The organism is Corynebacterium sp. c8Ua_99 (assembly GCF_039907185.1).
Classification (GTDB): domain Bacteria; phylum Actinomycetota; class Actinomycetes; order Mycobacteriales; family Mycobacteriaceae; genus Corynebacterium; species Corynebacterium jeikeium_D.
On the sequence record NZ_JASBOG010000003.1, the window covers coordinates 143914 to 168943 of the forward strand.

Consider the following 25030-nt stretch of genomic DNA (forward strand, 5'->3'; position numbering starts at 1 on the left):
TGCCAGGCGGACCGGGCCCGCATGGCGTGACCCGGAGGATGTGTCTGAAGGGTTGAAAGGGTGAAGCAACTGGGTGGGGCGCGTCTCCGCACAAGCTCAGAAACGCTCGCGGGCCCGGGACCCGCCGGTTCCAGGCGCCCGTCAAGTCACTGCGAACACCAGGGCGGCGACGAAGACCGCGGCGGACGCTACGGCCGCGAACCCGTCACGCACTCGCCAGGGGTGATCGGTGCGGAAGGTACGCCGCGGATAGAGGCCGAAGTTGCGCATCGCCAGGGTCAGGGACAGCTTTTCGGCGCAGCGCACGGCGCTGACGAACAACGGGAAAGCGATGCGCGCGGGCGTCGTCGCGCGAATGAAACCGGAGCGGAAAGACTGCTCCGGTCGCATCGAGCGCAATCTAATCGCCCATGTCAGCTGGGGGATTTCACTGCGCAGGAACGCTGCGATGCTCACCCCGGAAATCGCTATGGTGCACCATGTGTAAGGCACCCGGAGGCGTTGCACCATGGCGTCGAAAAGCTCCTCGACGCGCATGCACGCGGAGACCAGGACCGTCCCCGCGAACACGGCCATCAACAGCAGTCCGTGATGGATGCCGTGGCGGACGGCTTCCGACGCATCCCCACCTCCGTAGAACTCGGAGCGCCACCCGAGCAGGCCGAAGAACACCCCGATTAACAGGACAAGAAGGACCTTCCCCGCCGTCGCCCGAACGTCGCGTTCCGCGATCGCAGCGAGTGCGAGGAACGCGACCACCGTCAGGGCGAGAACGGCGTCTCCGCCGGAGAGCAGCGCGGCGACGAGGACGAACATCACCGCCGCGACAATCGTGATGGCGTTCAACCCCGCGCGCCTTCGAGCGGCGGATTCACTGGTCCAGGGGCTTTCGTCCAAGGACGTCCGTGCGCCGGCCGCGGGCAGTGGGCGATCCCGCCGGGACGACTCCGGGGAAGCCGGCAGGTCGGCTGCGGGACCGGACCAGGCGACCTTCCCTTCGGCGACGATGCTCGCCCTATCTGCCCACGTTCGCGCGACACGGCGGTCGTGGCACGTGAACACAACGGTTCCGCCGGCCCCGGCGTATTCCGCTAGCGCATCCAGTACGATGCGCGAGCTCGGCGAATCCAGGTGCGCCAACGGCTCGTCGAGAAGCAGCAAACGGCGATTGGCCGCCACCGCCAGGAAGATGCCCAACCGTCTTTTCTGTCCGCCCGACAGGACGAACGGCGAGACGGGGTCAAGTGCCCTGGGGCACAGGGCTTCCCGCAGTTTCCGCAGCTCATCGGCGCCGAGTGGTCCGTGCGGGTCCGTGCCGGCCAGCGCGGAGTCGATTTCCGCGGCGACGGTCGCGCGGGTGAACTGGTGCTCGGGGTTCTGGAACGCCCACGACGCGAAGGCGTCGGGGACGCGCCGGGCGGACGCGCCGTCGATCCGGAAGTTCGCTCCCGCCTTCATCTGGCCTGACAGCACCGCCAGCAAGGTGGACTTACCGGCTCCGTTGGCGCCGACTAGGGCATGAATCTCGCCCCGTTCCAGTGTCAGATCGGCCCCGTCCAGAATCCTCTCCCCGCCTCGGGCCACGTGGGTTCCGGTCAAGGCCAGCAGTGGAACGGCATCCGCCTCCGATTCCAAATCGGGACGGTCCGGTGCCCCCGTGCCCGGCGTACTGGCGTCCGGCGCTCCGGCGGGCGCGGCCGACGTCGCAATGCCCTTCACCGCGATGCCCTCCGGTGCTCCGTGCGCGGCGACGCTCCCGTCCGCATCGAGGATTGTCACCGTGTCGACCCACCCGTCGAACGGGCGGAGGTCGTGCTCGATGAGCAGGATAACGCGCCCCGGGGCCCGCAAATCACGGATGGCGGCGAACAGCGACCGACGACCGTCCTCGTCAACGTGGGCCGCGGGCTCGTCGAAGATCATGACCTCCGGCGCCCTGGCCACAGCACCGGCGATGGCCATCCGCTGGCGTTGCCCACCCGACAAAGCCCACGGATCCTTCTCCGCGAGCTCTGACAGCCCGAGCTCCGATAGGGCCTCGGCTGATTGCTTGGCGACGATGCCGGCTTCCACGAGGGAAAACTCGAGGGCCATCGACACGTCATCGACGACTCGGAGCGTGAGCACCTGCGTCGACGGGTCTTGCCCGACGAAGGTGACCCGGTCCCCGTCCACGGAGCGTTCGGTGCCGTCGGCATCGACGATGTGCACGAATCCGGCATGGTCGATGGGGATGTGCGAGGGGATCAGTCCAGCGATGAGGTGGGCCAGGCTCGTCTTTCCGCATCCCACGGGTCCCGTGATGGCGTTGATCGTGCCGAAATCGAAGGAGAGATCCACCATGTCGGGTGCCCATCGCCCATCGGCGTGCCGGACGCCCGCGCCACTAACCCGTAACCGGGCCGGGGCCGTCCCGCGTGTCGCACCGGCGCACGCGGGTGCTCCGCCGGTCACCGGGTGACTCCGCGGCTGCGAAGCCCCTTTGCGACGGCAAAGCCCAGGACCAAAAACACCAGGCTCGATGCCAAGGCTACGGCGAAGCTAATCAGGGTCATGGGCGTGGTCGGCGAGTCGACGCCGACTGCGCGCGGGGCCATCGTTCCCATCAGCGCGGAGAACAACATCGCCGACGCCACGAACTGGGGACGCGTCCACCGCCGGTACAGGGTGACCATGAACGGAAGCTCGATGAGCAATCCTTCCATAGTCAGCGCCCCGATTGCGGCGACGCCGAACGGGGTGGTCGCCGCGGACACGACGCCCATGGCAAGGCACGCGATAAGGCTCGCGCCAGGCTTGCGGACGACGATGAGGGGAACAACGCACTGCAGGAACCACAGCCCGAGCGTCGCCGCGACGAGATAAACGTGGGCGATGCCGGCGAACACCTGCAGGTAGGTCAGGGGCACGATGATGAGAGACCCCGCGACGCCGATCGCGGCGGCGACGAGCATGTCGCGGGTGGATGGTCGGCCACCAGCTGCGACCGGTGCGACGTGCACCAACCGCCCGTCATCCGTCTGCGACGCCACCGCGTCCCCGGCTCCCCCTCCGGAGAGGGGTTCTCCGGTCGATCCACGTTTTCCGTTCATCGTCGCCGCCTCGCTTCCGTTGCCGATTCCCGATCGGGAACACCACCTGAAACAGTATTAGGTTAGGCAATGCTTATCGGATTACGCCAGGCTCAATTTACTGAAATTACCCCCGCCCCCCCCCGAACGAAAAACCGCCTTCCCAGCGTGCTCACAGAGATTCGCCCCGTACTCGAGCGCGTCTTTGCAGGCGAGATTCTCTCCCGCACGCTGGTGCTGGACTCGCTCATCCACTACGAAGGTCCGACAAAACTGGCCGCCGCAGGTCGAGGCCGGGGCCTGAAGTGGATGCGCAACCGCGCCAAGAAGGACCCTGCTGCCTTGGTTGACGCAATTTTCGCCGCCCTTGCCGAGCGAACTGTCACGGTACCCGGCACTGCGGCAGCAGAATTGGTCATTCCCCAGCTGGCGGCGAACATCAAAGCGCTTCAAGCACAGCGCGACACGATTGCCGGACAAGTCGAGGAGATGCTCGAATCGTTCCCTCTTGCCCAGGTCTTGATGTCGATGCCCGGCGTAGGCATCAAGACCGCCTCTAACATCGTGTTGTCCATCGGCGATTGCCAGGACTTCGCCGACGCCGCACACTTAGCCGCTTACGCCGACCACCCGGCAGTCGGGTACGTCGGTCCGCGGCGAGTTTCCCACCAGGGCCGGCAATAAACAGTTGAAAAACGCGATGTTTCGATCGGCGTGGATCGCGTCGCACTGCCATCCCGCATCGCGCGACTACTACCTGCGTAAACGGGCTGAAGGACAGAAGCACAACGCCGCGGTGATGTGGCTTGCCCGAAGCCGCTGCAACGACATCTATGCCCTGTTGACTCGGCGTGAGTTCTTCCGAGAAATCCCTGCTAGAACCATCGCCACGGCTGCGTAGGCCGCTGCGCTGATCACCGCCGGCCCGCACGATGCGGCCCGGCGATCAGTCATGGCTACACCCCTCCCATACGATGTACGTGAAAGTCTCGCCTGACTATTGACAATCCACATAGGGCCCCACGCGGATTGGAACCGAGTGGCGGCCGGACGCCGCCACCAAGGCGCCGAACAGGGCCACTTCCGCCGAGCCGTATTCGACGATCCCGAAATCACTTTCCCGAATCTTCATCCCCCGCCCGTGCTCGATGTCGCCGGAGGCCCGGAATTGGAGGCCGAAAACCAGATCCTCGTCGCTCAGTTCCGGCAGGATCACAATCCTCACCAACTCGAACGGCTCATACGCGGAATCCAGGTCGTCGTCGATGGACAGAAAAATCTCCCCGTCCCCCTCCCCTGCCCTCCCCATCGCCTCAACCCCCGTGGTTTTGGAGGGGGGGAAGAGGGCGTTCGAGGGCTCAGCAGCTCAAGCTCAGGTCCGCCGCCTTAGAGCTCGTCGATGTGCTTGCGCTTCGGGTAGACCCGCGGACGAGCGCCTGCGATCTCCTCAGCAATGCGGATGACCTGGTTGGAGTAACCGAACTCGTTGTCGTACCAGACGTAGAGCACCAGGTGCTTACCGTTGGCGATGGTAGCCAGACCATCGACGATGCCAGCATGGGTGGAGCCGACGAAGTCGGTGGAAACCACTTCCGGGGAGTGGATGTAGTCAATCTGCTGGCGCAGAACGGACTTGAGGGAAACCTCACGCAGGTAGTTGTTGACTTCGTCGCGGTCGACCTCAGTGTCGAGGGTCAGGTTCAGCACCGCCATGGAAACGTCCGGGGTGGGAACGCGGATGGCGTTACCGGTCAGCTTGCCCTCGAACTCCGGCAGAGCCTTGGCGACGGCCTTTGCGGCACCAGTCTCAGTGAGAACCATGTTCAGGGTGGCTGCGCGACCACGGCGGGAACCCTTGTGGAAGTTGTCAATCAGGTTCTGGTCATTGGTGAAGGAGTGGACGGTCTCGACGTGACCGAACTCGACACCCCACTTGTCATTGACGACCTTCAGCACCGGGGTGATGCCGTTGGTAGTACACGAAGCTGCCGACAAAATGTTGTCAGATTCCTCGATGATGTTGTGGTTGATTCCGTAGACAATGTTCTTCACATCGCCCTTGCCCGGCGCGGTAAGCAGAACCTTGGAAACACCCTTGGACTGAAGGTGCTGTGACAGTCCCTCGCGGTCACGCCAACGACCGGTGTTGTCGATGACAATCGCATCGTTAATGTCGTAGGCGGTGTAGTCAACAGTTGCCGGGTCATTGGAGTAAATGACCTGAATCGGGGTGCCATTTGCCCAAATAATGTTGTTTTCGCGGTCAACCGAGATGGTGCCGTCGAATGCACCGTGGACGGAGTCACGGCGCAGCAGCGAAGCACGCTTGACAATGTCGTCCTCACCATTCTGGCGAACCACAATAGCGCGCAGGCGCGGGCCGTTGAACAGTGCCTCACGAGCCAGCAGAATGCGAGCCAGCAGACGGCCGATGCGGCCGAAACCGTAGAGGACAATGTCGGTCTTCGGGGTCTGTGTCCCGGCACCGATGACGTCGGCAAGCTCACGCTCGAGGAATGCGCGCAGATCGCCGCCTTCCTCTTCGAAGCTGGTAGCCAGGGCGCCCAGGTCAATGGAGGCGGTGCCGAGATCCATCTTCACCAGTTCCTGCAGAATCGGCAGGGTCTGACTCAGGGGCAGCTCCTGCGAGGTGATGCGACGGGCGTAGCGGTGCGACTTAATGATGCCGGTCTCGGTAACGTTTTCCAGTCGGCGGCCGAAGATTGAAGTCACGACATCATTGTTGCGGCGCAGTTGTCCCAGGAGGGGGATCATCTGCTCTGCAAGGCTGATGCGCTCATTCCAGTCATTGCGCTTGATGGGGGCCGAATCCGACATAAATCCTCCTGGCTTAAATGAGTATGAGTTCCCCCTCAAAATACCCCGCACACGCTATTCACCGGCTATCGCCCTCAACTGGGTACCCCGTATTGTGGCCCAGCTTTCACCCAATCGGGGGAGACACCGGGAGACACCTCAAGGAAGAAAATTGAACCCTACTTACCCGTTAGAATAAGAGCCATGACGGAACCCCTGGATATCCAGCAGCAATCTCCCGCCCAGCCGCCATACCGCCTTGTAGTCACGGATATGGACGGGACTCTACTAAATGAAGACAAGGAAATCCCGGAGTCCTTTTGGCCGGTAGTCACGGAGCTGCTCGACCGCGGTGTCCACTTCGCTCCCGCGTCGGGCCGCCAGTACGCAACTCTGGCCGACCAGTTCGCCCCCATTGCACACCGCATCCCAATCATTGCGGAAAACGGCAACTATGTCGCGGATGCGGGCGAGGTGGTTTCGGTTACCAGTATCGACCACGACATCGTCACTCAGTTGGTACACGCGATCCGCCAGTTCAACGACAACCGTGTGGCGGCGGGCCGTACTCCCCTGTCGGTTATTATCTGCGGCGCTGCCAGCGCATACGTGGAGTTTTTCCCGCCGCATTTCAATATTCCGGAGGAAGTTCAGCAGCTGCAGTTCAACGAGGCCGCCAAGTACTACCTGAAGCTGCAGAAGGTCGATGATGTCATCGCCGCTGCCGCCGAGGACGGCATCGTCAAAATTGCCGCCTTTGATCCTTACTCCGTCGAAGAGGAATCGGCCGATTACCTGCGTTCCCAAAGCTCGCACTTGCGCGCGGTAGTCTCCGGTGCCCACTGGGTCGACCTCATCGATGCCAACACCAACAAGGGCACGGCACTCGCCGCCCTGCAGGAGGCCCTAGGTGTCTCTCCTGCCGAAACTGTCTGCTTCGTTGACTACCTGAATGATCTCGAGCTCATCGACCACGCAGGCCGTTCGTTTGCCATGTCCAACGGTCACCCGGAAATCAAACGCCGCGCCACCGACATCTCACCGTCGAACGCGGAGGAAGGCGTCATCACGACGCTGCGCGAGCTGTTCAACCTCTAACTGCAATTGACCCCTTACCCCACTGGAGCGGTAAGTTAGAAAGGTTGAACCCGATTCCCTTATTCCGATTTTCTTTTTAAGGAAAGCGTAGTTTCCCTGTGACCACTCTCGCCGAAGAAGCCGCACGCCGCCGCACATTCGCCGTCATCGCACACCCGGATGCCGGTAAGTCCACGCTCACCGAGGCGCTGGCGCTGCATGCTCATGTCATTAACGAAGCCGGTGCTGTCCACGGCAAGGCCGGCCGTAAGTCGACTGTGTCCGACTGGATGGACATGGAGAAGGATCGCGGCATCTCGATTGCCTCTTCCGCGCTGCAGTTCGAGTACCAGCCAGAGGGGCACGACGGCGAGCCGTACATGATCAATCTCGTCGATACGCCTGGTCACGCTGACTTCTCCGAGGACACCTACCGTGTGCTCACCGCTGTCGACGCCGCTGTCATGCTTGTCGACGGTGCCAAGGGTCTCGAGCCTCAGACGTTGAAACTGTTCCGGGTTTGTAAGTCCAACGGAATTCCCATCGTCACCGTCATCAACAAGTGGGACCGCCCGGGTAAGGCTCCCCTGGAGTTGATGGATGAGATTGTCGCGGAGATTGGTCTGCAACCGACTCCGCTGTACTGGCCAGTTGGTGAGGCCGGCGACTTCCGCGGTCTGTTGGAGCGTGGTGAGGACGGCCAGGCCAAGCAGTTCATTGGCTTCGAGCGCACTGCCGGTGGCGCCACTATCGCCGCTGAGCGTCACCTCACCCCAGATGAGGCCTCCGCAGAGCAGGGCGACGCCTGGGAGACGGCAGCCGAGGAGTCCGAGCTACTCTCCGCCGATAGCGCTGACCACGACCAGGAGATGTACCTCGCTGGCGACACCTCTCCGGTGATTTTCGCCTCCGCCATGCTGAACTGGGGTGTCCACCAGATCCTGGACACTCTCTGCGAGCTGGCTCCGGCACCTGGTGCCCGCGAGTCCGACCCGGCTGCCGTTGCCGCTGCAGCGGCTGGCGGCCAGGGGGCTATCGTCGAAAAGCGCGAACCGACGGATGATTTTTCGGGCGTCGTGTTCAAGGTGCAGGCGGGTATGGATACGCACCACCGCGACAAGCTGGCATTCATGCGCGTTGTCTCTGGCGAGTTTGACCGCGGCATGCAGGTCACGCATGCGCAGTCGGGACGTAGTTTCTCCACAAAGTATGCTTTGACCGTTTTCGGCCGGACACGTTCGACTGTGGAGACGGCTTACCCGGGCGACATTGTCGGCCTGGTCAATGCGGGTTCACTGGCACCGGGTGACACGATCTACGAGGGCCGCAAGGTTCAATTCAAGCCGATGCCGCAGTTCGCGCCCGAGCACTTCCGCACTCTGCGCGCCAAGAGCCTGGGCAAGTACAAGCAGTTCCGTAAGGCTGTCGATCAGCTCGATGCCGAGGGCGTGGTGCAGATTCTGCGCAACGATACCCGCGGCGATGCCGCCCCGGTGATGGCCGCGGTCGGCCCGATGCAGTTCGAGGTCATGATGGCACGCATGGAAAACGAGTACAACGTCGAGACCATCGCCGAGCCCATCCCCTACTCCGTCGCCCGCCGCACGGACGAAGAGACCGCGCCTGAGCTGGCAAAGCAGCGCGGCGTGGAGATCTTCACGCGTTCCGACGGCGCCCTCATCGCCCTCTTCGGCGACAAGTGGAAGCTGTCCTTCATTGAGAAGGAGCACCCGGAGTTCACGCTCGAGACGCTGGTCGCTGACTAGAGTTTTAAGGAGATTTCACCAACATTGAGCCAAACGGTTGAGCTTCCTCCACAACCAAGTGCATGGCAACTTTTTACTGCCTTCCACTCCCGTGCGCAGAGATGGCCAGGTGCCCTCCGCGCAGCACTCGCGCTATTCCTGCCGGGTGCCGTGGCACTTCTCACCGGACATGGCTCGGAGATGCTCCTTATCGCCGCTGGTGGGTGCGTGGTCATCTATGGCGAAGGCCACCCCTACCGCAGTCGTCTGCGCGTGATGGCCATCGCCGGGCTATGCCTGATCGCCGGAGTTATGTCCGGCAGTTTTGTCGGATCAGTGGTCCACGGTGAGATCGCTTCCGGCGGCAGCAATCTATGGCTGCTGCTCATCGCACTTTTTACCACGGCGTTGGCCACCATCGGCGCTTTTATTCAAAACGCACTGCGCCTGCCACCGCCAGGTTCATTCTTCATTGTGATGGTCTCCGGCGGCACAACAATGGTCGCCCGCCTCGGCTTCAACCCGGTGGAAACCGCCATGTGGGCTACCGTTGGTGTGCTTTCCGCGATAGTCATCGGAATGGCACCGCGGTTGTGGAATCCGCATGGCCCCGAGATGGCGGCTGTCGAATCCCTTGAATCAGCCATCGACGCGATGGAAAAGTCAGACTCGACATCGTTCGCCGTTCATCACCAGGCGCAAACTGCACTCACCGACGCATGGGAATCGCTTGCCGACGCAGGCATCATCCGTGGCAGCAAAATCGTTAAGCCCTCCCACACGGAACTGGTCAACCGTGTCATTGCTGCTCATCAGCGGCTGATTGCTATCCGCGGACGCTTGGGCGTGCACGGCAGCGCTGTGGACATCGTGGACACACCTAACCTCTTCGACGAGACGCAGACAACCATTCCACTCGCGCGACCAAGCGTGAGTTACCGAATCTTCCGCTCTTTCGATCGCTATTCCCATGCGTCGATGACTGCGGCAAAGGTTGCTATTACCGGTGGCTTAGCCGGCCTCATCAGCGTGCTAATCGGTCTCGACCGGCCTGACTGGGCGGTGGTCAGCGCATTGATGACTCTGCAGTGGGGTCCCGACCGCACCGCTGGTTCGATCCGAGGGATTCACCGCATGGTGGGCTCGATTATCGGCATTTTCCTCTATGCGCTGCTCTTTTCCTTTGGCCTGGACAGCTGGACGCTACTTATCGCGCTTGCAGCCTGCCAATTCGGCGCGGAGGTTCTCGTGGTGAAGAACTATGCGCTGACGACAATCGTCACCACTCCGCTGGCTCTGCTGCTGGGCGGAAACGTCGCTGGCGAACTCGCACCGATTGTGACCGATCGTGTCTTGGAAGTCGGTATCGCCTGCGCGCTGGCTCTCGCTGTCCTGCACTTCTGGCCAACCGAGAGCATTGAAAAGCACTACCTGCGTCATATTCCGCGCTGCTATCGACAGATGGGCGCTCTTCTCGGCGCGCTGCTAACCGGTACTCCGAATCAGGCGCTCGATATTCGTCGAGATCTCCAGTACGAGCTGCTCAGTGAGCGCCAGGCCATCTCGTCTTTGGCCACCAACGACCCCGAAATCGCCACTCCACACTGGGATGGGCATCGTCGCATTCGCACAGCTGGCTATTTGTTGCTGGACTACTGTCGCACGCATCCGGATATCCGCCCCTCTCACGAGGAGATTTCCAAGCTCGTTGAGGTAGTCCAGGCAGCTAAAGCTGAGGAGCGCTAGTCCTCCGGCAGCGGGGGCTCCTTGCGCAGGTCGCGGGCTGTTGCCCGCCGTACCTCGCGCGGTTCCTCCTCCGAGCCCCGCGAACGGAACTTAGCCGCGATGTCCTTCAGCGAAGACGACAGCGGCGGCAGCTTCTCCAGCGCGTCACGGCCCGCGTCCCACGCGTCGGTAGCAATATTCTCCGCTTTCCGACGGAACTTGCGGACCTTCTCCTCACGCTGCCGCTTAGTCTCTGCCGCGTCATTTTGCCGCTCGCGCTCGCGTTCAAAGGCGGCGACATCGCGGGCCTCCGCGTCGGAAAGCCTCTTCGAGGCGTGTGCCGCGGCGTCCCACGACTCCTCCAGCGATTCCGCGAGGTGCAACATGGCATCGATGCGCTTTTCAACTTCGCGCAACTTCTCGCGGTAGCCCCGCTGAATGTCATAGCGGCGCATGATGCGGCGGGCACGAGTGGCCTCATTGCGCCAGGTGATGATTGCGCCCTCAGAAATCGACTCATCGACGACGAAGCGCATCGTCCACGGGTCGACATCAGCGCTGGCCAGATTGTTGCGTACCCGCTCCTCGCGGTCGAGGACGTCCTGCACGAGACTGCGGGCACGCTCTTCGGCTTGATGGGCGCGGTTGGTACGGGAGTTATCTGGTCGGAAGCTCACCTGGACTATCCTACCGCTCGGCTGCTGCCAAAGCCGGTACTTGGTCGGTCGCGGAGCTCTTCTGCTGGTCATTGTCGCTCTGGTGCTCGAGGCGAACCCAGGAGACAAAGCCCCAAATAACGAAGCATCCGTAGAAGAGGTACAGCGCCGCCGACGGGTAGTAGCCACCCTTGAGCAGCAACGGCACTCCCACGGCGTCAACGGCAATCCAAATTAGCCAGAATTCGTTCCACCCGCGGGCCATACCCCAGGTCGCCAACATCGAACCGACGAAAATCCAGGCATCGGCCCATGGCCCCCACGAGCCCAGCATCTCAAAGATATTGGCACAAATCACAGTGGCGAAGATAGCCACGGTAATCATCCCAATGCGTTCCGATGCCGTCGCCCACCGCGGCTCAATTGCGACCTCGTCACCGCTCTGATTGCGGCTCTTGACCCAGCTGAACCACCCGTAGAGACTGACGACGATAAACATGACCTGACGCCCAGCCTGGCCATAGAGATCAAGATTTTGTGGCGTGTGGAAAACTCCGCCGAGGAAGACGGTAAACAGCAAGGCATTTCCGATAATGCCGACCGGCCAAGCCCATACCTTCCGTTTCATACCTAGGAAGGCACACGCCAGGCCAAAGAGGTTACCGACAATTTCACGAATCAAGATTGGTGCTCCCGCCACACTGAGCTGTGCAGTGAGGAAACCCACCAAAAAATCCGACACGTATTCCACGAATTATTCAACTCCTTCTCTTTCATCCGGACTATGACCGTCGGTTTCGGATTCCAACCGAAATCTGCTTGTCCCCTACCTGACGACCCTTCTGGCCACAGGTAGGGCGCTCGTGGACTTGTCTGCGTCAGCCGCAGCATCACCACCGGTGAGGAATTTCACCTCGCCCTGAGAATGCGAGTTCAACGTTAGCACTGTCGCCTTGCGCGCATGTGCATTTTATTCAATGAGGTTTCAATATGAGGTTCTAATACAGCCCCGACATAATTACGCATCTACAATGCGTAGTATGAGCCAAAAGCCCCGCCAACCACGTCCTCCCCGCCCCGCCCGCCGCTCCCATCACAAGCGCTCCGCTGGCTGGGTTCCGGACCAGCACGGCGCCTGGTTCATGGTCACCATTCCCCCGCTGACCGCTCTCGCCCTCACCCCCACATGGACAGGCCTTGCCGTCACCGCGACCTGGCTGCTCGGCTACTTCGCATTCTTCGCCGTGAGCGTCTGGCTCCGCTCTCGTCGCCAACGCCGCCACCTCGCACCCGCCGCCACGTACACCGCGCTCACTGCCGTCGCCGGCTGCATCACACTGCTTGCCGACGTTTCCCTCCTCACCTGGGTCGCCCTCATTGCCCCTCTTGCCGCTATCGCTATTTGGGAGACCTACCGCCGCCGACCGCGCTCACTTCTCTCTGGTGTCTCCACCGTTCTGGCCGCTAGCCTCATGGTGCCTATCATCGCCGGACCAACCCCGAAAGCTTGGGCAATTGCGGCTATCTACGCTGGATATTTCGTCGGCACCGTGCCCTATGTAAAAACTATGATTCGCAAGCGCGGCAACCGCCAGTGGCTCATTGGCTCGGTCACGTATCACGTTCTCATTACCGCCGTGGCCATCATCGGGTGGCTCCTCCTCCACGACCGGAACCTCATCAGCATCGGTGTGCCCATCGTCGCAATTGGGCTTCTCATCAGGTCTTTTACCATGCCAATCTCCGGCGCTCGCCGCGCTCGGCCGTGGACTCCGAAACAGGTCGGAATTCTCGATGCCTTCTTTGGAGTCGCCGTCGTCCTGGCTGCGTGGTAAAAACGACGGCGGGGACATACTTTGGGGATTTTTGGGGAGGGGATGAAGTCTATGGCTTCCACCAAACACGCAGTCAATCACGCAGTTTCCGTCTCAGACTTGGCGGTTAGCCTGAACTCGCGGCAGGCACCACAGTCGGGCTGGCGCAGCTGGGTTCATAAGGCCACCTGGGGCGCAATTTCGCCGCGGGAATCATCGTCGGCACGCAAGCAACGCGAGCTGATAGAGCGGGTGCGACAGCCTATCTACGGTGACTACAACATCGCTATTGTCAGCGTGAAAGGTGGCGTCGGCAAGACGTCGACAACCATGTGCCTGGGCGCCACGCTTGCAAGCCTGCGCAGTGACCGAATCGTCGCAATCGACGCGAATCCGGACTTTGGTACCCTCGGCGCACGCGTCACCGCGGCCAATCCCGCATCAATTCGCGATCTGCTCCGAGCCCCGGATACGGACAAATATGCGCAGGTCCGCGCATATACATCACACACGCCGTCACGGCTGGAGGTTGTCGGCAGCGACCAAAATCCGACATCGACGATCGCGCTTTCCGACGGCGAATACTGCGCGGCCCTCGACATCCTTCGGCGGCATTACAACGTGAGTCTGACAGACTGCGGTACCGGCCTGACGCAGCCCATCTCCGCTTCGATTCTGTCTGCGGCCAATTGTCTGGTGCTGGTCACCACGCCTGCACTGGACGGCGTGAAAAGCGCCTGGACGACATTGGACTGGCTTTCAGCGCACGGCTTCGAACGGCTGGTCTCTACCACTGTCGTGGTGGTCAACGAGCTAAATAAACAGGGACTGTCCACAGAGACCGTGCACGAGTTATTTGCCCAGCGCTGCCGCGCAGTACAGGTCATCCCCTACGATCCGCATATCGCGAATGGTGCCAATATCGAGCTGGACAATCTCCAGCCCGCCACCACCCAGAGTTATCTCGAATTGGCGGCCATGATTGCCGATGATTTCGCGCCGACGACTGGCCGCCACAGCTTTGTCTAACGCATAGCCAGCTAACGAAGGTGCTGTCGAATCTCTTCGACATCAACTTCCTGCACGGTAGCGGGCTTAAAGGCGGCGTCGCGGTCCTTATCCACCAACACTGCCCGCACGCCCTCGGCAAAATTGGGGTGCTGACGCATGTAAGCGCCAAGCTTCATCTCCCGGTCTAGCGCCTCCTGCAAGGTGACCTCGTGGGCCGAGTTAGCCGCATAGAGTTCCACGGCCGCTACGAGACTTTCCGGGTTGGCGGGTGCCAGCAGGTCGCGAAAAGTCTCCACTGTTGACGATGCACAAGAGCCCGCCTCAGCGGCTTCGTTGAGAGCTCGCTCAATCTCCGCCCAGGTATCAGCCCCAAAGCAAGCCTCAATGCAGTCGCTCCACTCGGCCAACTGCGGATCCCCGAGCAGATCACGAGCCTCAGCTGAGTCCACATCGAGCGCATACTCCGCGAGCGCCGAATCAATTCCATCGCGGTCCAGAGCCGCAACAAACTCGTCCAGCTGCGCGGATGGCACCGCATGTGTCGCCCATCCAGACCACAGCATGTCCGCCGCAGTTAGGCGGTAACCGGTCAGCCCGGTAAACCTCGCGATTGCCGACGAGGGCCCTCCTAACCGCGTGTTCACATGCTGCGAAAAGTGGGTAATGCCAACGTCGGGAATAAAGCCGATTGCCATTTCTGGCATGGAAGCGCTGGCACGCTCGGTCACGATTCGGTGGGAGCCGTGCATGGAAACACCAAGGCCACCGCCCATAGCGATGCCATCAATAATCGCGATATATGGCTTGGACTGCGCGAATTCCGCAATCATCGCGTTCATCTCGTACTCATCCCGGAAAAACTCCTCCCCCTGCTCCGGAACGCCATCGAGCACAGCCTGCCGAACTGCGCGCACATCACCACCGGCACAAAACGCCTTGGGGTGACCGGATGAAACAACAATGTGGTCCACCGAGTCGTCGTCACGCCATGCGCGGAGCCCCTCGACGACCTCGGTGACCATATCCAAATCGAGCGAATTAAGTGCCTTCGGCCTATTCAGCCGAAGGTGACCAGATCGCCCGTGGACTTCTCGCAGCACCTTCGGCTCATCGACCTCGGTGCGTGCAGTGCCAGAACCGTTATCAGTAGCAGTCATGTCACCCAGTGTGACACAGATAACTAACCAGGGAAAGGTCCTAACAGGAAGGTTCTGCTGCGAAGGTTCTGACGACCAGAACCTCACTGAGACTAAGGAGCTACTTCTTCTTGCTCTTCTTGTCCTTTTTGCCCTTCTTGTGCTTCTTGCCCTTCTTATCGGACTTGCCTGCGCCCTTTACGCGGTCAGCCTCGAGATTGGCGGCAACGTCCGGCACATAGCGGAACTCCGTGCGCGGCGGACGCTCGTAGCTTCCCTCCGACTCCGGACGCTCCGGGATTTCCGGAACATCGCGGTGAATGCGCTCGTACGGAATGGTCGTCAACAGGTGGTTGATGACATTGATACGCGAACGCTTCTTATCCTCAGACTCAACCGTGAACCACGGTGCGGACGGGATATCGGTGTGGATGAACATCTCATCCTTTGCACGGGAGTAATCCTCCCAGCGGGTGATGGACTCCAAATCCATCGGCGAGAGCTTCCAGCGGCGCAGCGGATCCTCACGGCGGGACTTGAAGCGGGCAACCTGCTCCTCGTCCGACACAGAGAACCAGTACTTACGCAGGATAATGCCATCTTCGACCAGCAGACGCTCAAAAATCGGCGCCTGATGCAAGAAGCGACGGTACTCCTGGGAGGTGCAGAAGCCCATGACCCGCTCAACGCCGGCACGGTTGTACCAGGAGCGGTCGAAAATCACGATTTCACCAGCAGTCGGCAGCTTTTCGACGTACCGCTGGAAGTACCACTGACCCTGCTCACGGCTAGTTGGGGCCGGCAGAGCCTCAACACGGCAGGTACGGGGGTTCAGGTACTGCGTGATGCGCTTAATGGCCGACCCCTTGCCGGCAGCGTCACGCCCCTCCATCACGATGACAATTCGGGCACCGGTTTCTACTACCCACTGCTGCATTTCGACGAGCTCTGCCTGGAGCTTTTTAAGCTCGGCCTCATAAGCCTTCTTGTCGAGCTTCGGTGGGCGCTGGACGTCGTCATTATTCATAGTCCACAGTTTACCCGGCAGGGCGCGACGACCCTATTCGCCGGGTTTAACCGCGGGGCCTAATAGCTAACCTTTTTGCAACCCTAGTCGCGTGAGTAAAGACGCAGCGTGACCTGCGCAACAAGCCCAGCGAAGACCATGCCAATAACGACCACGATCGGCGCCACCACACCGATATCGCCGTTGGTCAGCGGCGCCAGGAGCTGTGCCTTGTACAGGTTACTCAGCGCCGGATCGATGACCGTCGCCTTGCCCAGGAACAGCGCACCAATGGCCAGCACACCACCAATCAGCGACGCAATCACAGCCTCGAGGACGAACGGCGCCTGCGTGAACCAACGGCTGGCACCGACCATGCGCATAATCTCAACTTCCTTACGACGCGAGAACGCCGCAATCTGCACCATGTTCGCAATCAGGAACACAGCGGCAACGGCCTGCACCGCAGCCAGCAGGAAGGTCGCATTTCGCACCGAATCCAAGTTCTGAGCTGCAGTACCGATCTCTTCATGCTGGTCAGTAACGTGGTCGACCTGTGGCAGCTCCCGAATCGGATCGAGCGGGCTGACATCGGTCGGATCGCTCAAACGCACCATCACGACAGCCGGCAGCGACTCCGGCGTCGCATTTTCCACGAGCACGGGGTCACTGTCCTTGAACATCTCCACGAAGTGGTCAAAGTTTTGCTGACGATTTCGGAAGGTCACCGAATCAATGCCGTCAGCCTCTTCAAGCTTGCCGACGACGTCAGCGCACTCCGGCGAGGAGCAAGTTTGGTCTTCGGCGGAGATTTGTTCATTCAGCTCAATCTGCACTTCTACTCGATCGAGATAGAGATCCTTCGTGCGGCTGGTCTGCTCAGTAACCAGGATGCCCGTCGCAAGCAGCGCCAACGACACCGCAGTCGTAATAATCATCGCGATGGTCATCGTGATGTTTCGGCCCAAGGAGGAGAAAGCCTCACCGAGGACAAAGCGAGTCTTCATAGGTCAGTAATACCTTTCGAATGAGTTCTTCTACCGATGGACTGTCTGCTAGTTGTTCAGGCCGTAAACACCCGTGGCGTCGTCACGCACGAGACGCCCCAGCTCCAGCTCCAGCACGCGGCGACGCATGGAGTCCACGGCATCGTTGTCGTGAGTCGACACAATAACGGTCGTGCCCATGCGATTGATGCGGTCAAGCAGGAGCATGATGTCACCGGAGGTGCTTGGGTCGAGGTTGCCGGTGGGCTCGTCGGCAAGCAAGATGAGCGGGCGGTTGACGAAGGCGCGAGCAATGGCGACGCGCTGCTGCTCACCACCAGACAACTCGTGCGGGTAGCGGTTTTCCTTGCCCGAGAGCCCGACCATTTCGAGCGTTTCCGGAACTGCCTTGTCGATTTTCGCCTTCGGCTTGCCAATTACCTGCAACGCGAACGCGACATTTTCGTACACCGTCTTCTTTGGCAGCAGGCGGAAGTCCTGGAAGACATACCCCACTTTTTGACGCAATTTAGGGATGTTGCGACGAGAAATCTTGGTTAGATCCTGGTCTGCAACCGTCAGTTTTCCTGAATCCACTTTCTCTTCACGCACCATAAGGCGCAGGAAGGTCGACTTACCAGAGCCCGACGGTCCAATGAGAAAGACAAACTCACCTTTATCTATGTGGACTGAAACGTCGTCGAGAGCTGGTCGGCTAGAAGTCGAGTAGGACTTGGTAACCCCGTCGAAAGTGATCATAAGTAGACACTCTAATCACTTAAGCCACTCAAGTCACTCTGGAATGCGTGGAATTGGTCGCCGTGACGGGATTGCGGGAACAGGCGGCGTCGAACGCTACCCCAGAGCGCGCGACTGCACGAAAGCTCACGCCATAGCGGCATTCGAAATTATTTTCCCCAAAAATCTTTAAATACCCCTTTAATTCGCTTGCCTGTTCGATTACAATGAGCCATGAAAGATTAAACACGAGGATTAAAAACACCGAATAGCATCGCCGAGCTGCTTGAAGCTCGGAAAGTTAACACTCAGAGCTAGTCGAAAATACTTTCCCTACCTCTTCCCTATTCCAACATTTCAACGTCCAGGCCTTATCTTTCAGGGGGATTCAACAATGGCCAGCGGGGAAAATATACCACGCAAACGCACTTACACTGCGGCGATGGAAGCAACAGCGCCACGCTTTCACCATGAGATTTCTCAAACAGCACCAGCACGTCTTGGAATTGACCGCAATCGAGCTGACTTGAAGCTTGCCCTTGCTTGTGTTCCCTGTTCTTCAACAAAAGATGTCGAAGATTACATCGCCAAAATCGCTCCAGCTCTTGGCATGTCACGTGGGAGAACACTCCAGTACATCGATGTCGGAATGCAACTAGAGCGACTCCCGCGGTTAAAAGAGCTTCTGCTCAAACGCGCACAGCTACCGCTTCCCCACATGCGGGTCATTGCCACGGCCATCCTCCCATTGGATGACCCCTCGGCTGTGAGATATTTCGAAGACCATCTCCTTGAGCTGATCACGCCGAGAGTCAATGGTGAAGTTCTTCGCGGAGTTCGGAGCCTTCAACAGAATATTCAGCGACTTATTGATGAAGTCAGCCCGCTATTGCGCCCGAAGAATGAGTACGACCCGCCGATCACTTCGTTTCAAAAAGGCATCGAACAAAAAGCTGGCGAATCTATAAAGTTCGAGTTAAAGGACACCCTCACTGAAGTCACCATGGAACTGATGCCTGAGCGGGCAATTGAGTTTCAGAAGGTCTTGGAAGAAATCACCGCTGATCAAGACTGCGACTTCGTCGAGGCTTTTTCACACCTTCTGCACGGGACTGCTCAGGTCACCGCCACACTGAATCTGTACTGCCCGCTTACCCAAGACAAGCCCCAAGAAGCCTGGATTGGCGGCCTAGGGTGGATCAACAAAATCGCCGCTGAATCCTGGCTCGATCGGGTCACTAGCATCCGGCTACTAGCGGACGAGAAAACGGAAAAGTACTCGCCAACAGAGCGACAGCGTACTTACATCCAAGGTAGAGACGGCACCTGTCGCTTTCCCGGATGTGATGTCGATGCGACGAAGTGCGACATCGACCACATTCAGCCGTATAACCACGAGAATCCCGACGAAGGTGGCCAAACCGAGACGCCCAACCTCCATTGCCTATGCCGTCGCCACCACAATCTAAAAACGGCCGGTCTTTGGAATGTCGTGCGCGATATCGACGGCGTGGAGTACTGGACCTCCGCCACTGATCAGAGCGCTGAAAAAGCTGCCCTAATCAGCACAGAATCAGGGCCGCTCTCCGGCCACGGTCGCTACTCCTTCGACCTGCGCAAGACAAAGAAAGCACAGACACTCAAGGAGTACAACGAGCAGAGGTTGGAAAACCTCCGCGAATCACAGGAGCTGACAAATCAGGCTCGCGAAGAACTGGGAATGAACAAAAACAAGAGAAAATCAGAAGCCGACGAGCCCACCACACCGGAAGCACTCGAAGACGAACCGCCCTTCTAGGGCTACTCCCCTTCGGACTGCTGAGCCATGCGCCAGCGAATACCGGCCTCAATGAAACCGTCGAGGTCACCGTCGAGGACCGACTGTGGGTTGTTGACTTCGTATTCGGTACGCAGATCCTTGACCATCTGGTACGGGTGCAGCACATAGGAGCGCATCTGGTTACCCCACGAGGCATTGCCGCCTGCGCCGAGAGCGTCCAGCTCCGCGCGCTCTTCCTGGCGCTTCTTCTCCAGCAACTTCGCCTGCAGAACACGCATGGCAGATGCCTTGTTCTGGTGCTGCGACTTCTCGTTCTGACAGGTCACCACGATGCCGGTTGGGACGTGCGTAAGTCGGACCGCGGAGTCCGTGGTGTTCACCGACTGCCCACCTGGGCCGGAGGAGCGGTAGACGTCGATACGCAAATCTGACTCGGGGATGTCGATGTGATCCGTTTCCTCCACAACTGGCAGCACCTCGACCTCAGCGAAGGAAGTCTGGCGGCGCCCTTGGTTATCAAAAGGACTAATACGAACCAGACGGTGCGCACCCTGCTCGACCGAGAGGGTGCCGTACATGTACTCGCCATGGACGACGAAAGTAGCGGACTTGATGCCGGCCTCTTCAGCGTAGGACGTGTCGTAAACCTCGACCTTATGCCCATGCTTGTCGGCCCAGCGCAGGTACATGCGCATGAGCATCTCGGCCCAGTCAGCGGCATCCACGCCACCGGCACCGGAGCGGATGTTGATGACCGCCTCGCGCTCGTCGTAAGGCCCCGAAAGCATCGTAGTGACCTCGAGGGATTCGATGTCGGCACGCAGCTCAGCGCGTTCGGCATCGGCCATCTCGACGGCGTCGGGGTCGCCCTCCTCTTCCGCGAGTTCGTACATCACAGAGAGATCGTCGAGGCGCCCGCGCAGCGAGTCGATCTTTTTCTTCTTCGCCTGCGCCTGCGATAGTGCGCTGGTGACCTGCTGCGCGTGGTCGGGGTCATCCCACAGCGACGGGTCGGCGGCCTGGGCTTCCAACTCCCTGATCCGGTCGGAAAGCTCGTCGACATCGACCACCTTCTCAATGGTGGTCAGCGTCGCGTCGAGTTCTTTGAGGTCAGCATTCAGATCCGGGTTCACGGGTACTACCTTAGCTATACCGCCTGTTTCGGTGCACAATAGGACGTATGTCTGAATCCACCGCCAGCCAAGATTCCAGCCAAGACCTAGAACTCTTTCTCTCCCAAGTATCCGAGTCGATTGTGGCATCGGATACCAGCGTTGCGGTTGCCATCGTGAAGCGTGCCGCTACCATTGCCGCTCGTATGCGCGACGAAGGCCTGGTCACGGAGTACAAGACATCGATTTCCGACGTCGTCACCGCGGCCGACCGCGCAGCGGAGAAATTCGTCGTCGAGGCTTTGGCCGCGCTCCGCCCGGAGGACGGCATTCTTGGCGAGGAAGGGTCCGCGAAGGAGTCCCAGTCTGGTCGCACGTGGGTGATCGATCCTGTCGATGGCACCTACAACTTCACCACTGGTTCGGACTACTGGTGCAGCGCATTGGCGCTGGTTATGGGCGATGCGAACAATCCGGATGAGGTCGTCCTCGGCGCGGTGCACCGCCCGGCAACGGGCGAGAGCTGGATTGGTGGCCCCAATCTCCCGACCACTCGTATCAACCTCGATGGCACTGTTGATGACCTCCGGGTCACTGACCGCCCCCTCTCGGAAGTCTGCGCAGCGACCTACCTCCACACCACGGTGGTGAGCTCGAGCGAGGAATCCGAGGCCACGGCTACAAAGTCCTGGCTGGATGCGGTGTCCCGCAGCGCTACCTGGCGCATGCTGGGCTCAGCGTCGGTGGATATGGCAGGCGTTGCCGACGGCCGCATCGGCGTATGGTTCCAGCGCGACGTCGCAGCCTGGGACTGGCTGCCTGGGTATGCGCTTATCTCGGGCGCAGGCGGCGAATGTACGTCGGTGGGGCGCTGGAAGCTTGCGGGCTCGAGTGGCCAGGTCGCAGAGCTGAGTGAGGTTCTGCGCTAGAATTTCGGCCATGACCACCTCTTACTCCGAAGATCTCGCCCTCGCACTCTCGCTTGCCGACGCAGCCGACGACCTCACGATGTCCCGCTTCGAGGCGGCCAATCTAATCGTCGAGTCCAAGCCCGACCTGACTCCGGTCTCCGATGCCGATATCGCGTGCGAGAAGCTGCTCCGCGAGATTCTGTCGGACAAGCGCCCGAGCGATGAAGTTCTCGGCGAAGAATTCGGCGGCGAAGCTGTGTTTGAGGGCCGTCAGTGGGTCATCGACCCCATCGACGGCACCAAGAACTTCGTGCGCAATGTCCCGGTCTGGGCCACCTTGATTGCCCTGCTGGAGGACGGCAAGCCGGTTGTCGGCGTAGTCTCTGCCCCAGCACTGGGCCGTCGCTGGTGGGCATCCAAGGGCGACGGCGCATTCAAGCGCACCCACGTCGGTGGCCGGGAAGCCGCTCAGCGCCGCATTGAGGTCTCGAAGGTGGCAGACATCGCGGACTGCTCAATTTCCAACTCTTCGCTCACCGGCTGGGCCGAGCGCGACCTGCGCGACAACTTCATCGGTCTCACCGATGACGCCTGGCGCCTGCGTGGCTATGGCGACTTCTTCTCCTACTGCCTGGTAGCCGAGGGTGCGGTCGATGTCGCCGCAGAGCCGGAGGTTTCCCTGTGGGACCTGGCAGCGCTTGCGATCCTGGTGGAGGAAGCTGGCGGCCACTTCACTTCCCTAGTGGGAGTCGACGGGCCGCACGGCGGGGACGCAGTTGCGACGAATGGGGTGCTTCACGACGCCGTCGTCAAGCGCCTGGGCGGGTAAACAGGGTTTTCCAACCTATCGCAATTTGCGACGAGCGGCTCACTATCTCCCGTCCGCGTGACCGATATCCAGGATACGTCGCAGCTCAGCAAATACCTCAGGGCGTACCTCATGGGTTACCACCCGTCCACTCTTAGACCTAGTTAGCAGCCCGGCATCCGCCATGGTCTTTAAATGATGCGACACCGTCGGCTGACTAAGCCCAGAAACAGCGGCCAGCTCCCCTACGGTCATCGGACTACAGCCAGCGGCAGCGAGCTGAGACAAAATTTGCAGGCGCGCCGGTTGCGCCAGCGCTTTGAAGAGCGTTGCCGCAGCCTGCGCTTCCGCCGCGTCGAGAGGCCGACCGCCAAGTGCACAGCATTCTGAGATTTCGTCCATACCTGTTGAGGCTACACGCCCCCCCCTAAATATATTGACAATCATCGATATATTGATTACACCGGAAACTATGACACAGACTACAAAGTCACTCAGCTTCCTAGATCGCTTCTTGCCGCTATGGATTGCAGCTGCAATGGCAATTGGCCTCATTCTCGGAAAAATTGCACCGTCATTTGTGAACTGGCTGGCAGAGGCAAAAATTGCGACAATTTCCGTACCAATCGCCATCGGCTTGCTGGTCATGATGTACCCACCGCTCGCAAAGGTTCGATACGACAAAACGGGCGAAATTTTGACATCAAGGAAGCTGATGGGCATCACAGTCTTCCTCAATTGGATTCTCGGCCCCGCACTGATGTTCATCCTTGCCTGGATATTCCTCAGCGATAGTCCAGAACTGCGCACTGGCGTGATTATCGTCGGTCTCGCCCGCTGCATTGCAATGGTTTTGGTCTGGAACGACCTATCTTGCGGCGATACTGAAGTCGCTGCCGTATTGGTGGCCGTCAACTCGCTATTTCAAATTTTCATGTTCGGCGCTCTAGGGTGGTTCTACCTGCAGATTCTGCCCTCCTGGTTGGGACTGGAAACCACTTCCGCCACCTTTTCTTTTTGGGCAATCGCACTATCTGTAGTGGTATTCCTCGGTATTCCGCTTCTGGCTGGCGCGGCATCACGCATAATTGGTGAACGCACCCGTGGTCGCGACTGGGATGAAAATGAGTACTTGCCCAAAATCTCACCATTGGCACTTGCCGGCCTTCTATACACAATCGTGTTGCTCTTTGCGCTTCAGTCACAGCAGATTCTTGAGAATCCCTGGACCGTTGCGAAAGTGGCACTACCACTAGTGATCTACTTCCTCGCCATGTTCGCGATCGCTCTCACTTCGGCCAAGGCCGCGGGCATGAACTACGCAACCTCCGCATCGATTGCCTTTACGGCCGCCGGAAATAACTTCGAGTTGGCAATTGCGGTTGCGATTGGCACCTTCGGCCCATTGTCCCAGCAAGCACTTGCGGGAACGATTGGACCACTTATTGAAGTACCCGTACTCGTTGCACTTGTCTACGTCACCCGCTGGCTCGGGCCGCGCCTTTTCCCTAATGACCTTTCCGTACCGGACAAACTATAGAAAAAGGATTCTGAAATGAAGGAAATCCCGAAGGTACTTTTCATCTGCGTGGCAAATGCCGGTAAATCCCAGATGGCCGAGGCCATTGCGCGTGCAAAATATGCCACGCAGTTCATCGCCCTTTCAGCAGGAACGAACCCCAAAACTACTACCAATGCGCTTGCAGCCAAATCAGTTGCAGAAATCGGCGCCTCTATGGACAGTGCATCACCAAAGCCCATTGCCCCCACGCTTCTCCGGACTGCAGATCGTGTTGTCATCATCGGCGATGCCGCTCATGTAGAGCTCCCCTCGGACGCTCAAGGCTCACTCGAGCGTTGGCTTACTGACGAGCCCTCAAAACGAGGCATCGACGGAAAAGAACGCATGGACCTGATTCGCGATGACCTCGAGCGCCGTATCGACGAGTTAGCTGTCGAACTCCGTTCCACTAAGAATCCCTAAGCGGCAGAATCCAACAAAAGCCGCCTTATCGCCAGCGTAAGCCACACGACTGCGCCGACGCCTGCGATGAGACCGAGGAGCAGGAACATCAGGCCGACTGCCCAGAGCCCGGTGGTGTCGTCGGTGCCGGCAATGATGCTCCAGCACAGGGCGTAGCCGGCGACGGCAGCCCACCAGGTGGGCAGCAGGTTCAGAGTTGGGGCGGGCACGCGCATCATGGCAGAGGCAGTGAGGATGACCATCGCAAAGCCGCTGCAGAAAACCTGCCACGGCGAGTAGTCGTATTCGCCCTCAAGTGTCCACGCGAGCGTACAAAAGCAGATTAGGAATGCTGCGACAAAGACGAAAATCGTGTGCCCAAATGCGATACGCTCGCCGTATTTTTTGGCCAACCATGCGGCACCCACCCATGCGAGAGCGGTGGGGATGGCAATGATTAATAGGTACGCGAGGAAGACGCCTGGCACCTCTGCCCAGGTGAAACTCGTCAGCATCGATGTCATGCCACCAGGTTACGCCTGCCTCTTAGCTTTTTGAGCGCGCTAGTTTCCCAGTAAAAACACAGACGAAACACCATGATTTACACATAGTCACTTAATGTATTGTCAGGTTCGGTTGCTACAACTAAAAAGTCGTTTTCAATACGCCGTTTG

General features: G+C 59.7%; 23 protein-coding genes, 1 pseudogene and 1 riboswitch. Of the genes and pseudogenes, 11 read left to right on the top strand and 13 right to left on the bottom strand.

Features of this window, described 5'->3' with window-relative positions; all coding sequences use genetic code 11:
- Nucleotides 1–141: 141 nt before the first annotated feature.
- Together QKE19_RS03175 and QKE19_RS03180 are read right to left on the bottom strand one after the other, a co-directional pair.
- Nucleotides 142–2343 (bottom strand): ATP-binding cassette domain-containing protein, encoded by a 2202-nt coding sequence (locus QKE19_RS03175; protein ID WP_347890349.1) that lies wholly within the window; start codon nucleotides 2341–2343, stop codon nucleotides 142–144.
- Nucleotides 2344–2450: 107 nt separating this feature from the next.
- The gene (locus QKE19_RS03180; RefSeq protein ID WP_187400548.1) at nucleotides 2451–3032 is read right to left on the bottom strand and encodes an ECF transporter S component; all 582 of its coding nucleotides are present in this window, start codon (nucleotides 3030–3032) and stop codon (nucleotides 2451–2453) included.
- 183 nt (nucleotides 3033–3215) lie between these two features.
- Between QKE19_RS03180 and QKE19_RS03185 the strand changes: the two are divergent.
- Nucleotides 3216–3972, top strand: a pseudogene (locus QKE19_RS03185) (transposase); the annotation flags it as partial.
- 96 nt (nucleotides 3973–4068) lie between these two features.
- Here the strand turns inward: QKE19_RS03185 and QKE19_RS03190 are convergent.
- Complete coding sequence (locus QKE19_RS03190; RefSeq protein WP_070605756.1) at nucleotides 4069–4380, bottom strand: hypothetical protein; 312 nt, start codon at nucleotides 4378–4380, stop codon at nucleotides 4069–4071.
- Nucleotides 4381–4457: 77 nt separating this feature from the next.
- Nucleotides 4458–5909: a glyceraldehyde-3-phosphate dehydrogenase gene (locus QKE19_RS03195; RefSeq protein WP_049172209.1), complete on the bottom strand. Its 1452-nt coding sequence runs from the start codon at nucleotides 5907–5909 to the stop codon at nucleotides 4458–4460.
- Nucleotides 5910–6092: 183 nt separating this feature from the next.
- Between QKE19_RS03195 and QKE19_RS03200 the strand changes: the two genes are divergently transcribed.
- The 3 genes from QKE19_RS03200 (at nucleotide 6093) to QKE19_RS03210 (ending at nucleotide 10456) form a co-directional block, all read left to right on the top strand.
- A complete protein-coding gene (locus tag QKE19_RS03200) occupies nucleotides 6093–6986 on the top strand; it encodes an HAD family hydrolase (RefSeq protein ID WP_049172207.1) in 894 nt (297 codons plus the stop codon).
- A gap of 98 nt (nucleotides 6987–7084) precedes the next feature.
- On the top strand, nucleotides 7085–8731 hold the full coding sequence (locus tag QKE19_RS03205; protein WP_147719308.1) for a peptide chain release factor 3: 1647 nt from the start codon (nucleotides 7085–7087) through the stop codon (nucleotides 8729–8731).
- 24 nt (nucleotides 8732–8755) lie between these two features.
- Complete coding sequence (locus QKE19_RS03210) at nucleotides 8756–10456, top strand: FUSC family protein (RefSeq protein ID WP_070642137.1); 1701 nt, start codon at nucleotides 8756–8758, stop codon at nucleotides 10454–10456.
- Here QKE19_RS03210 and QKE19_RS03215 read toward each other — a convergent pair.
- Nucleotides 10453–11112 carry a hypothetical protein gene (locus QKE19_RS03215; protein WP_016423226.1) on the bottom strand — a complete coding sequence of 220 codons (660 nt, stop codon included), beginning with the start codon at nucleotides 11110–11112 and terminating at the stop codon, nucleotides 10453–10455. The two genes, QKE19_RS03210 and QKE19_RS03215, sit on opposite strands and share 4 nt — an antisense overlap.
- A 10-nt stretch (nucleotides 11113–11122) precedes the next feature.
- The gene (pnuC, locus tag QKE19_RS03220; protein ID WP_224783741.1) at nucleotides 11123–11833 is read right to left on the bottom strand and encodes a nicotinamide riboside transporter PnuC; all 711 of its coding nucleotides are present in this window, start codon (nucleotides 11831–11833) and stop codon (nucleotides 11123–11125) included.
- Nucleotides 11834–11852: 19 nt separating this feature from the next.
- A riboswitch (FMN riboswitch) is annotated at nucleotides 11853–12022 on the bottom strand.
- Between the two features lie 109 nt (nucleotides 12023–12131).
- Here pnuC and QKE19_RS03225 point away from each other — a divergent pair.
- Nucleotides 12132–12926, top strand: coding sequence for a YwiC-like family protein (locus tag QKE19_RS03225; RefSeq protein WP_065419938.1), 795 nt, complete (start codon nucleotides 12132–12134; stop codon nucleotides 12924–12926).
- Nucleotides 12927–12977: 51 nt separating this feature from the next.
- Nucleotides 12978–13934 carry a MinD/ParA family protein gene (locus tag QKE19_RS03230; RefSeq protein ID WP_347890354.1) on the top strand — a complete coding sequence of 319 codons (957 nt, stop codon included), beginning with the start codon at nucleotides 12978–12980 and terminating at the stop codon, nucleotides 13932–13934.
- 11 nt (nucleotides 13935–13945) lie between these two features.
- On the opposite strand, the gene QKE19_RS03235 is transcribed toward QKE19_RS03230, so the two are convergent.
- From QKE19_RS03235 to ftsE, 4 genes are all read right to left on the bottom strand, one after another.
- Nucleotides 13946–15073, bottom strand: a complete 1128-nt coding sequence (locus QKE19_RS03235) for a 3-hydroxyisobutyryl-CoA hydrolase (RefSeq protein WP_070595379.1) — start codon at nucleotides 15071–15073, stop codon at nucleotides 13946–13948.
- A gap of 100 nt (nucleotides 15074–15173) precedes the next feature.
- A complete protein-coding gene (gene ppk2 / locus QKE19_RS03240; RefSeq protein WP_049172194.1) occupies nucleotides 15174–16079 on the bottom strand; it encodes a polyphosphate kinase 2 in 906 nt (301 codons plus the stop codon).
- An 83-nt stretch (nucleotides 16080–16162) separates the two neighbouring features.
- The gene (gene ftsX, locus QKE19_RS03245; RefSeq protein ID WP_016423232.1) at nucleotides 16163–17065 is read right to left on the bottom strand and encodes a permease-like cell division protein FtsX; all 903 of its coding nucleotides are present in this window, start codon (nucleotides 17063–17065) and stop codon (nucleotides 16163–16165) included.
- A gap of 48 nt (nucleotides 17066–17113) precedes the next feature.
- A complete protein-coding gene (ftsE, locus tag QKE19_RS03250) occupies nucleotides 17114–17803 on the bottom strand; it encodes a cell division ATP-binding protein FtsE (RefSeq protein WP_016423233.1) in 690 nt (229 codons plus the stop codon).
- 421 nt (nucleotides 17804–18224) lie between these two features.
- On the opposite strand from ftsE, the gene QKE19_RS03255 reads away from it, so the two are divergent.
- Nucleotides 18225–19580: an HNH endonuclease signature motif containing protein gene (locus QKE19_RS03255; RefSeq protein WP_347890357.1), complete on the top strand. Its 1356-nt coding sequence runs from the start codon at nucleotides 18225–18227 to the stop codon at nucleotides 19578–19580.
- A 2-nt stretch (nucleotides 19581–19582) separates the two neighbouring features.
- On the opposite strand, the gene prfB is transcribed toward QKE19_RS03255, so the two are convergent.
- Nucleotides 19583–20695 (bottom strand): peptide chain release factor 2, encoded by a 1113-nt coding sequence (prfB, locus tag QKE19_RS03260; protein ID WP_038626269.1) that lies wholly within the window; start codon nucleotides 20693–20695, stop codon nucleotides 19583–19585.
- Between the two features lie 47 nt (nucleotides 20696–20742).
- On the opposite strand from prfB, the gene QKE19_RS03265 reads away from it, so the two are divergent.
- Nucleotides 20743–21603, top strand: coding sequence for an inositol monophosphatase (locus tag QKE19_RS03265; protein WP_070549407.1), 861 nt, complete (start codon nucleotides 20743–20745; stop codon nucleotides 21601–21603).
- A gap of 10 nt (nucleotides 21604–21613) precedes the next feature.
- Complete coding sequence (gene hisN / locus QKE19_RS03270; RefSeq protein WP_049172187.1) at nucleotides 21614–22414, top strand: histidinol-phosphatase; 801 nt, start codon at nucleotides 21614–21616, stop codon at nucleotides 22412–22414.
- Between the two features lie 42 nt (nucleotides 22415–22456).
- Here the strand turns inward: hisN and QKE19_RS03275 are convergent, their stop codons facing one another.
- On the bottom strand, nucleotides 22457–22795 hold the full coding sequence (locus tag QKE19_RS03275) for a metalloregulator ArsR/SmtB family transcription factor (RefSeq protein ID WP_016423238.1): 339 nt from the start codon (nucleotides 22793–22795) through the stop codon (nucleotides 22457–22459).
- Nucleotides 22796–22865: 70 nt separating this feature from the next.
- On the opposite strand from QKE19_RS03275, the gene arsB reads away from it, so the two are divergent.
- Together arsB and QKE19_RS03285 are read left to right on the top strand one after the other, a co-directional pair.
- The gene (gene arsB, locus QKE19_RS03280) at nucleotides 22866–23933 is read left to right on the top strand and encodes an ACR3 family arsenite efflux transporter (RefSeq protein WP_347890359.1); all 1068 of its coding nucleotides are present in this window, start codon (nucleotides 22866–22868) and stop codon (nucleotides 23931–23933) included.
- Nucleotides 23934–23948: 15 nt separating this feature from the next.
- Nucleotides 23949–24377 carry a low molecular weight phosphatase family protein gene (locus QKE19_RS03285; protein ID WP_347890360.1) on the top strand — a complete coding sequence of 143 codons (429 nt, stop codon included), beginning with the start codon at nucleotides 23949–23951 and terminating at the stop codon, nucleotides 24375–24377.
- On the opposite strand, the gene QKE19_RS03290 is transcribed toward QKE19_RS03285, so the two are convergent.
- Nucleotides 24374–24880, bottom strand: a complete 507-nt coding sequence (locus QKE19_RS03290; RefSeq protein ID WP_048733884.1) for a hypothetical protein — start codon at nucleotides 24878–24880, stop codon at nucleotides 24374–24376. The two genes, QKE19_RS03285 and QKE19_RS03290, sit on opposite strands and share 4 nt — an antisense overlap.
- Nucleotides 24881–25030 lie beyond the last annotated feature (150 nt).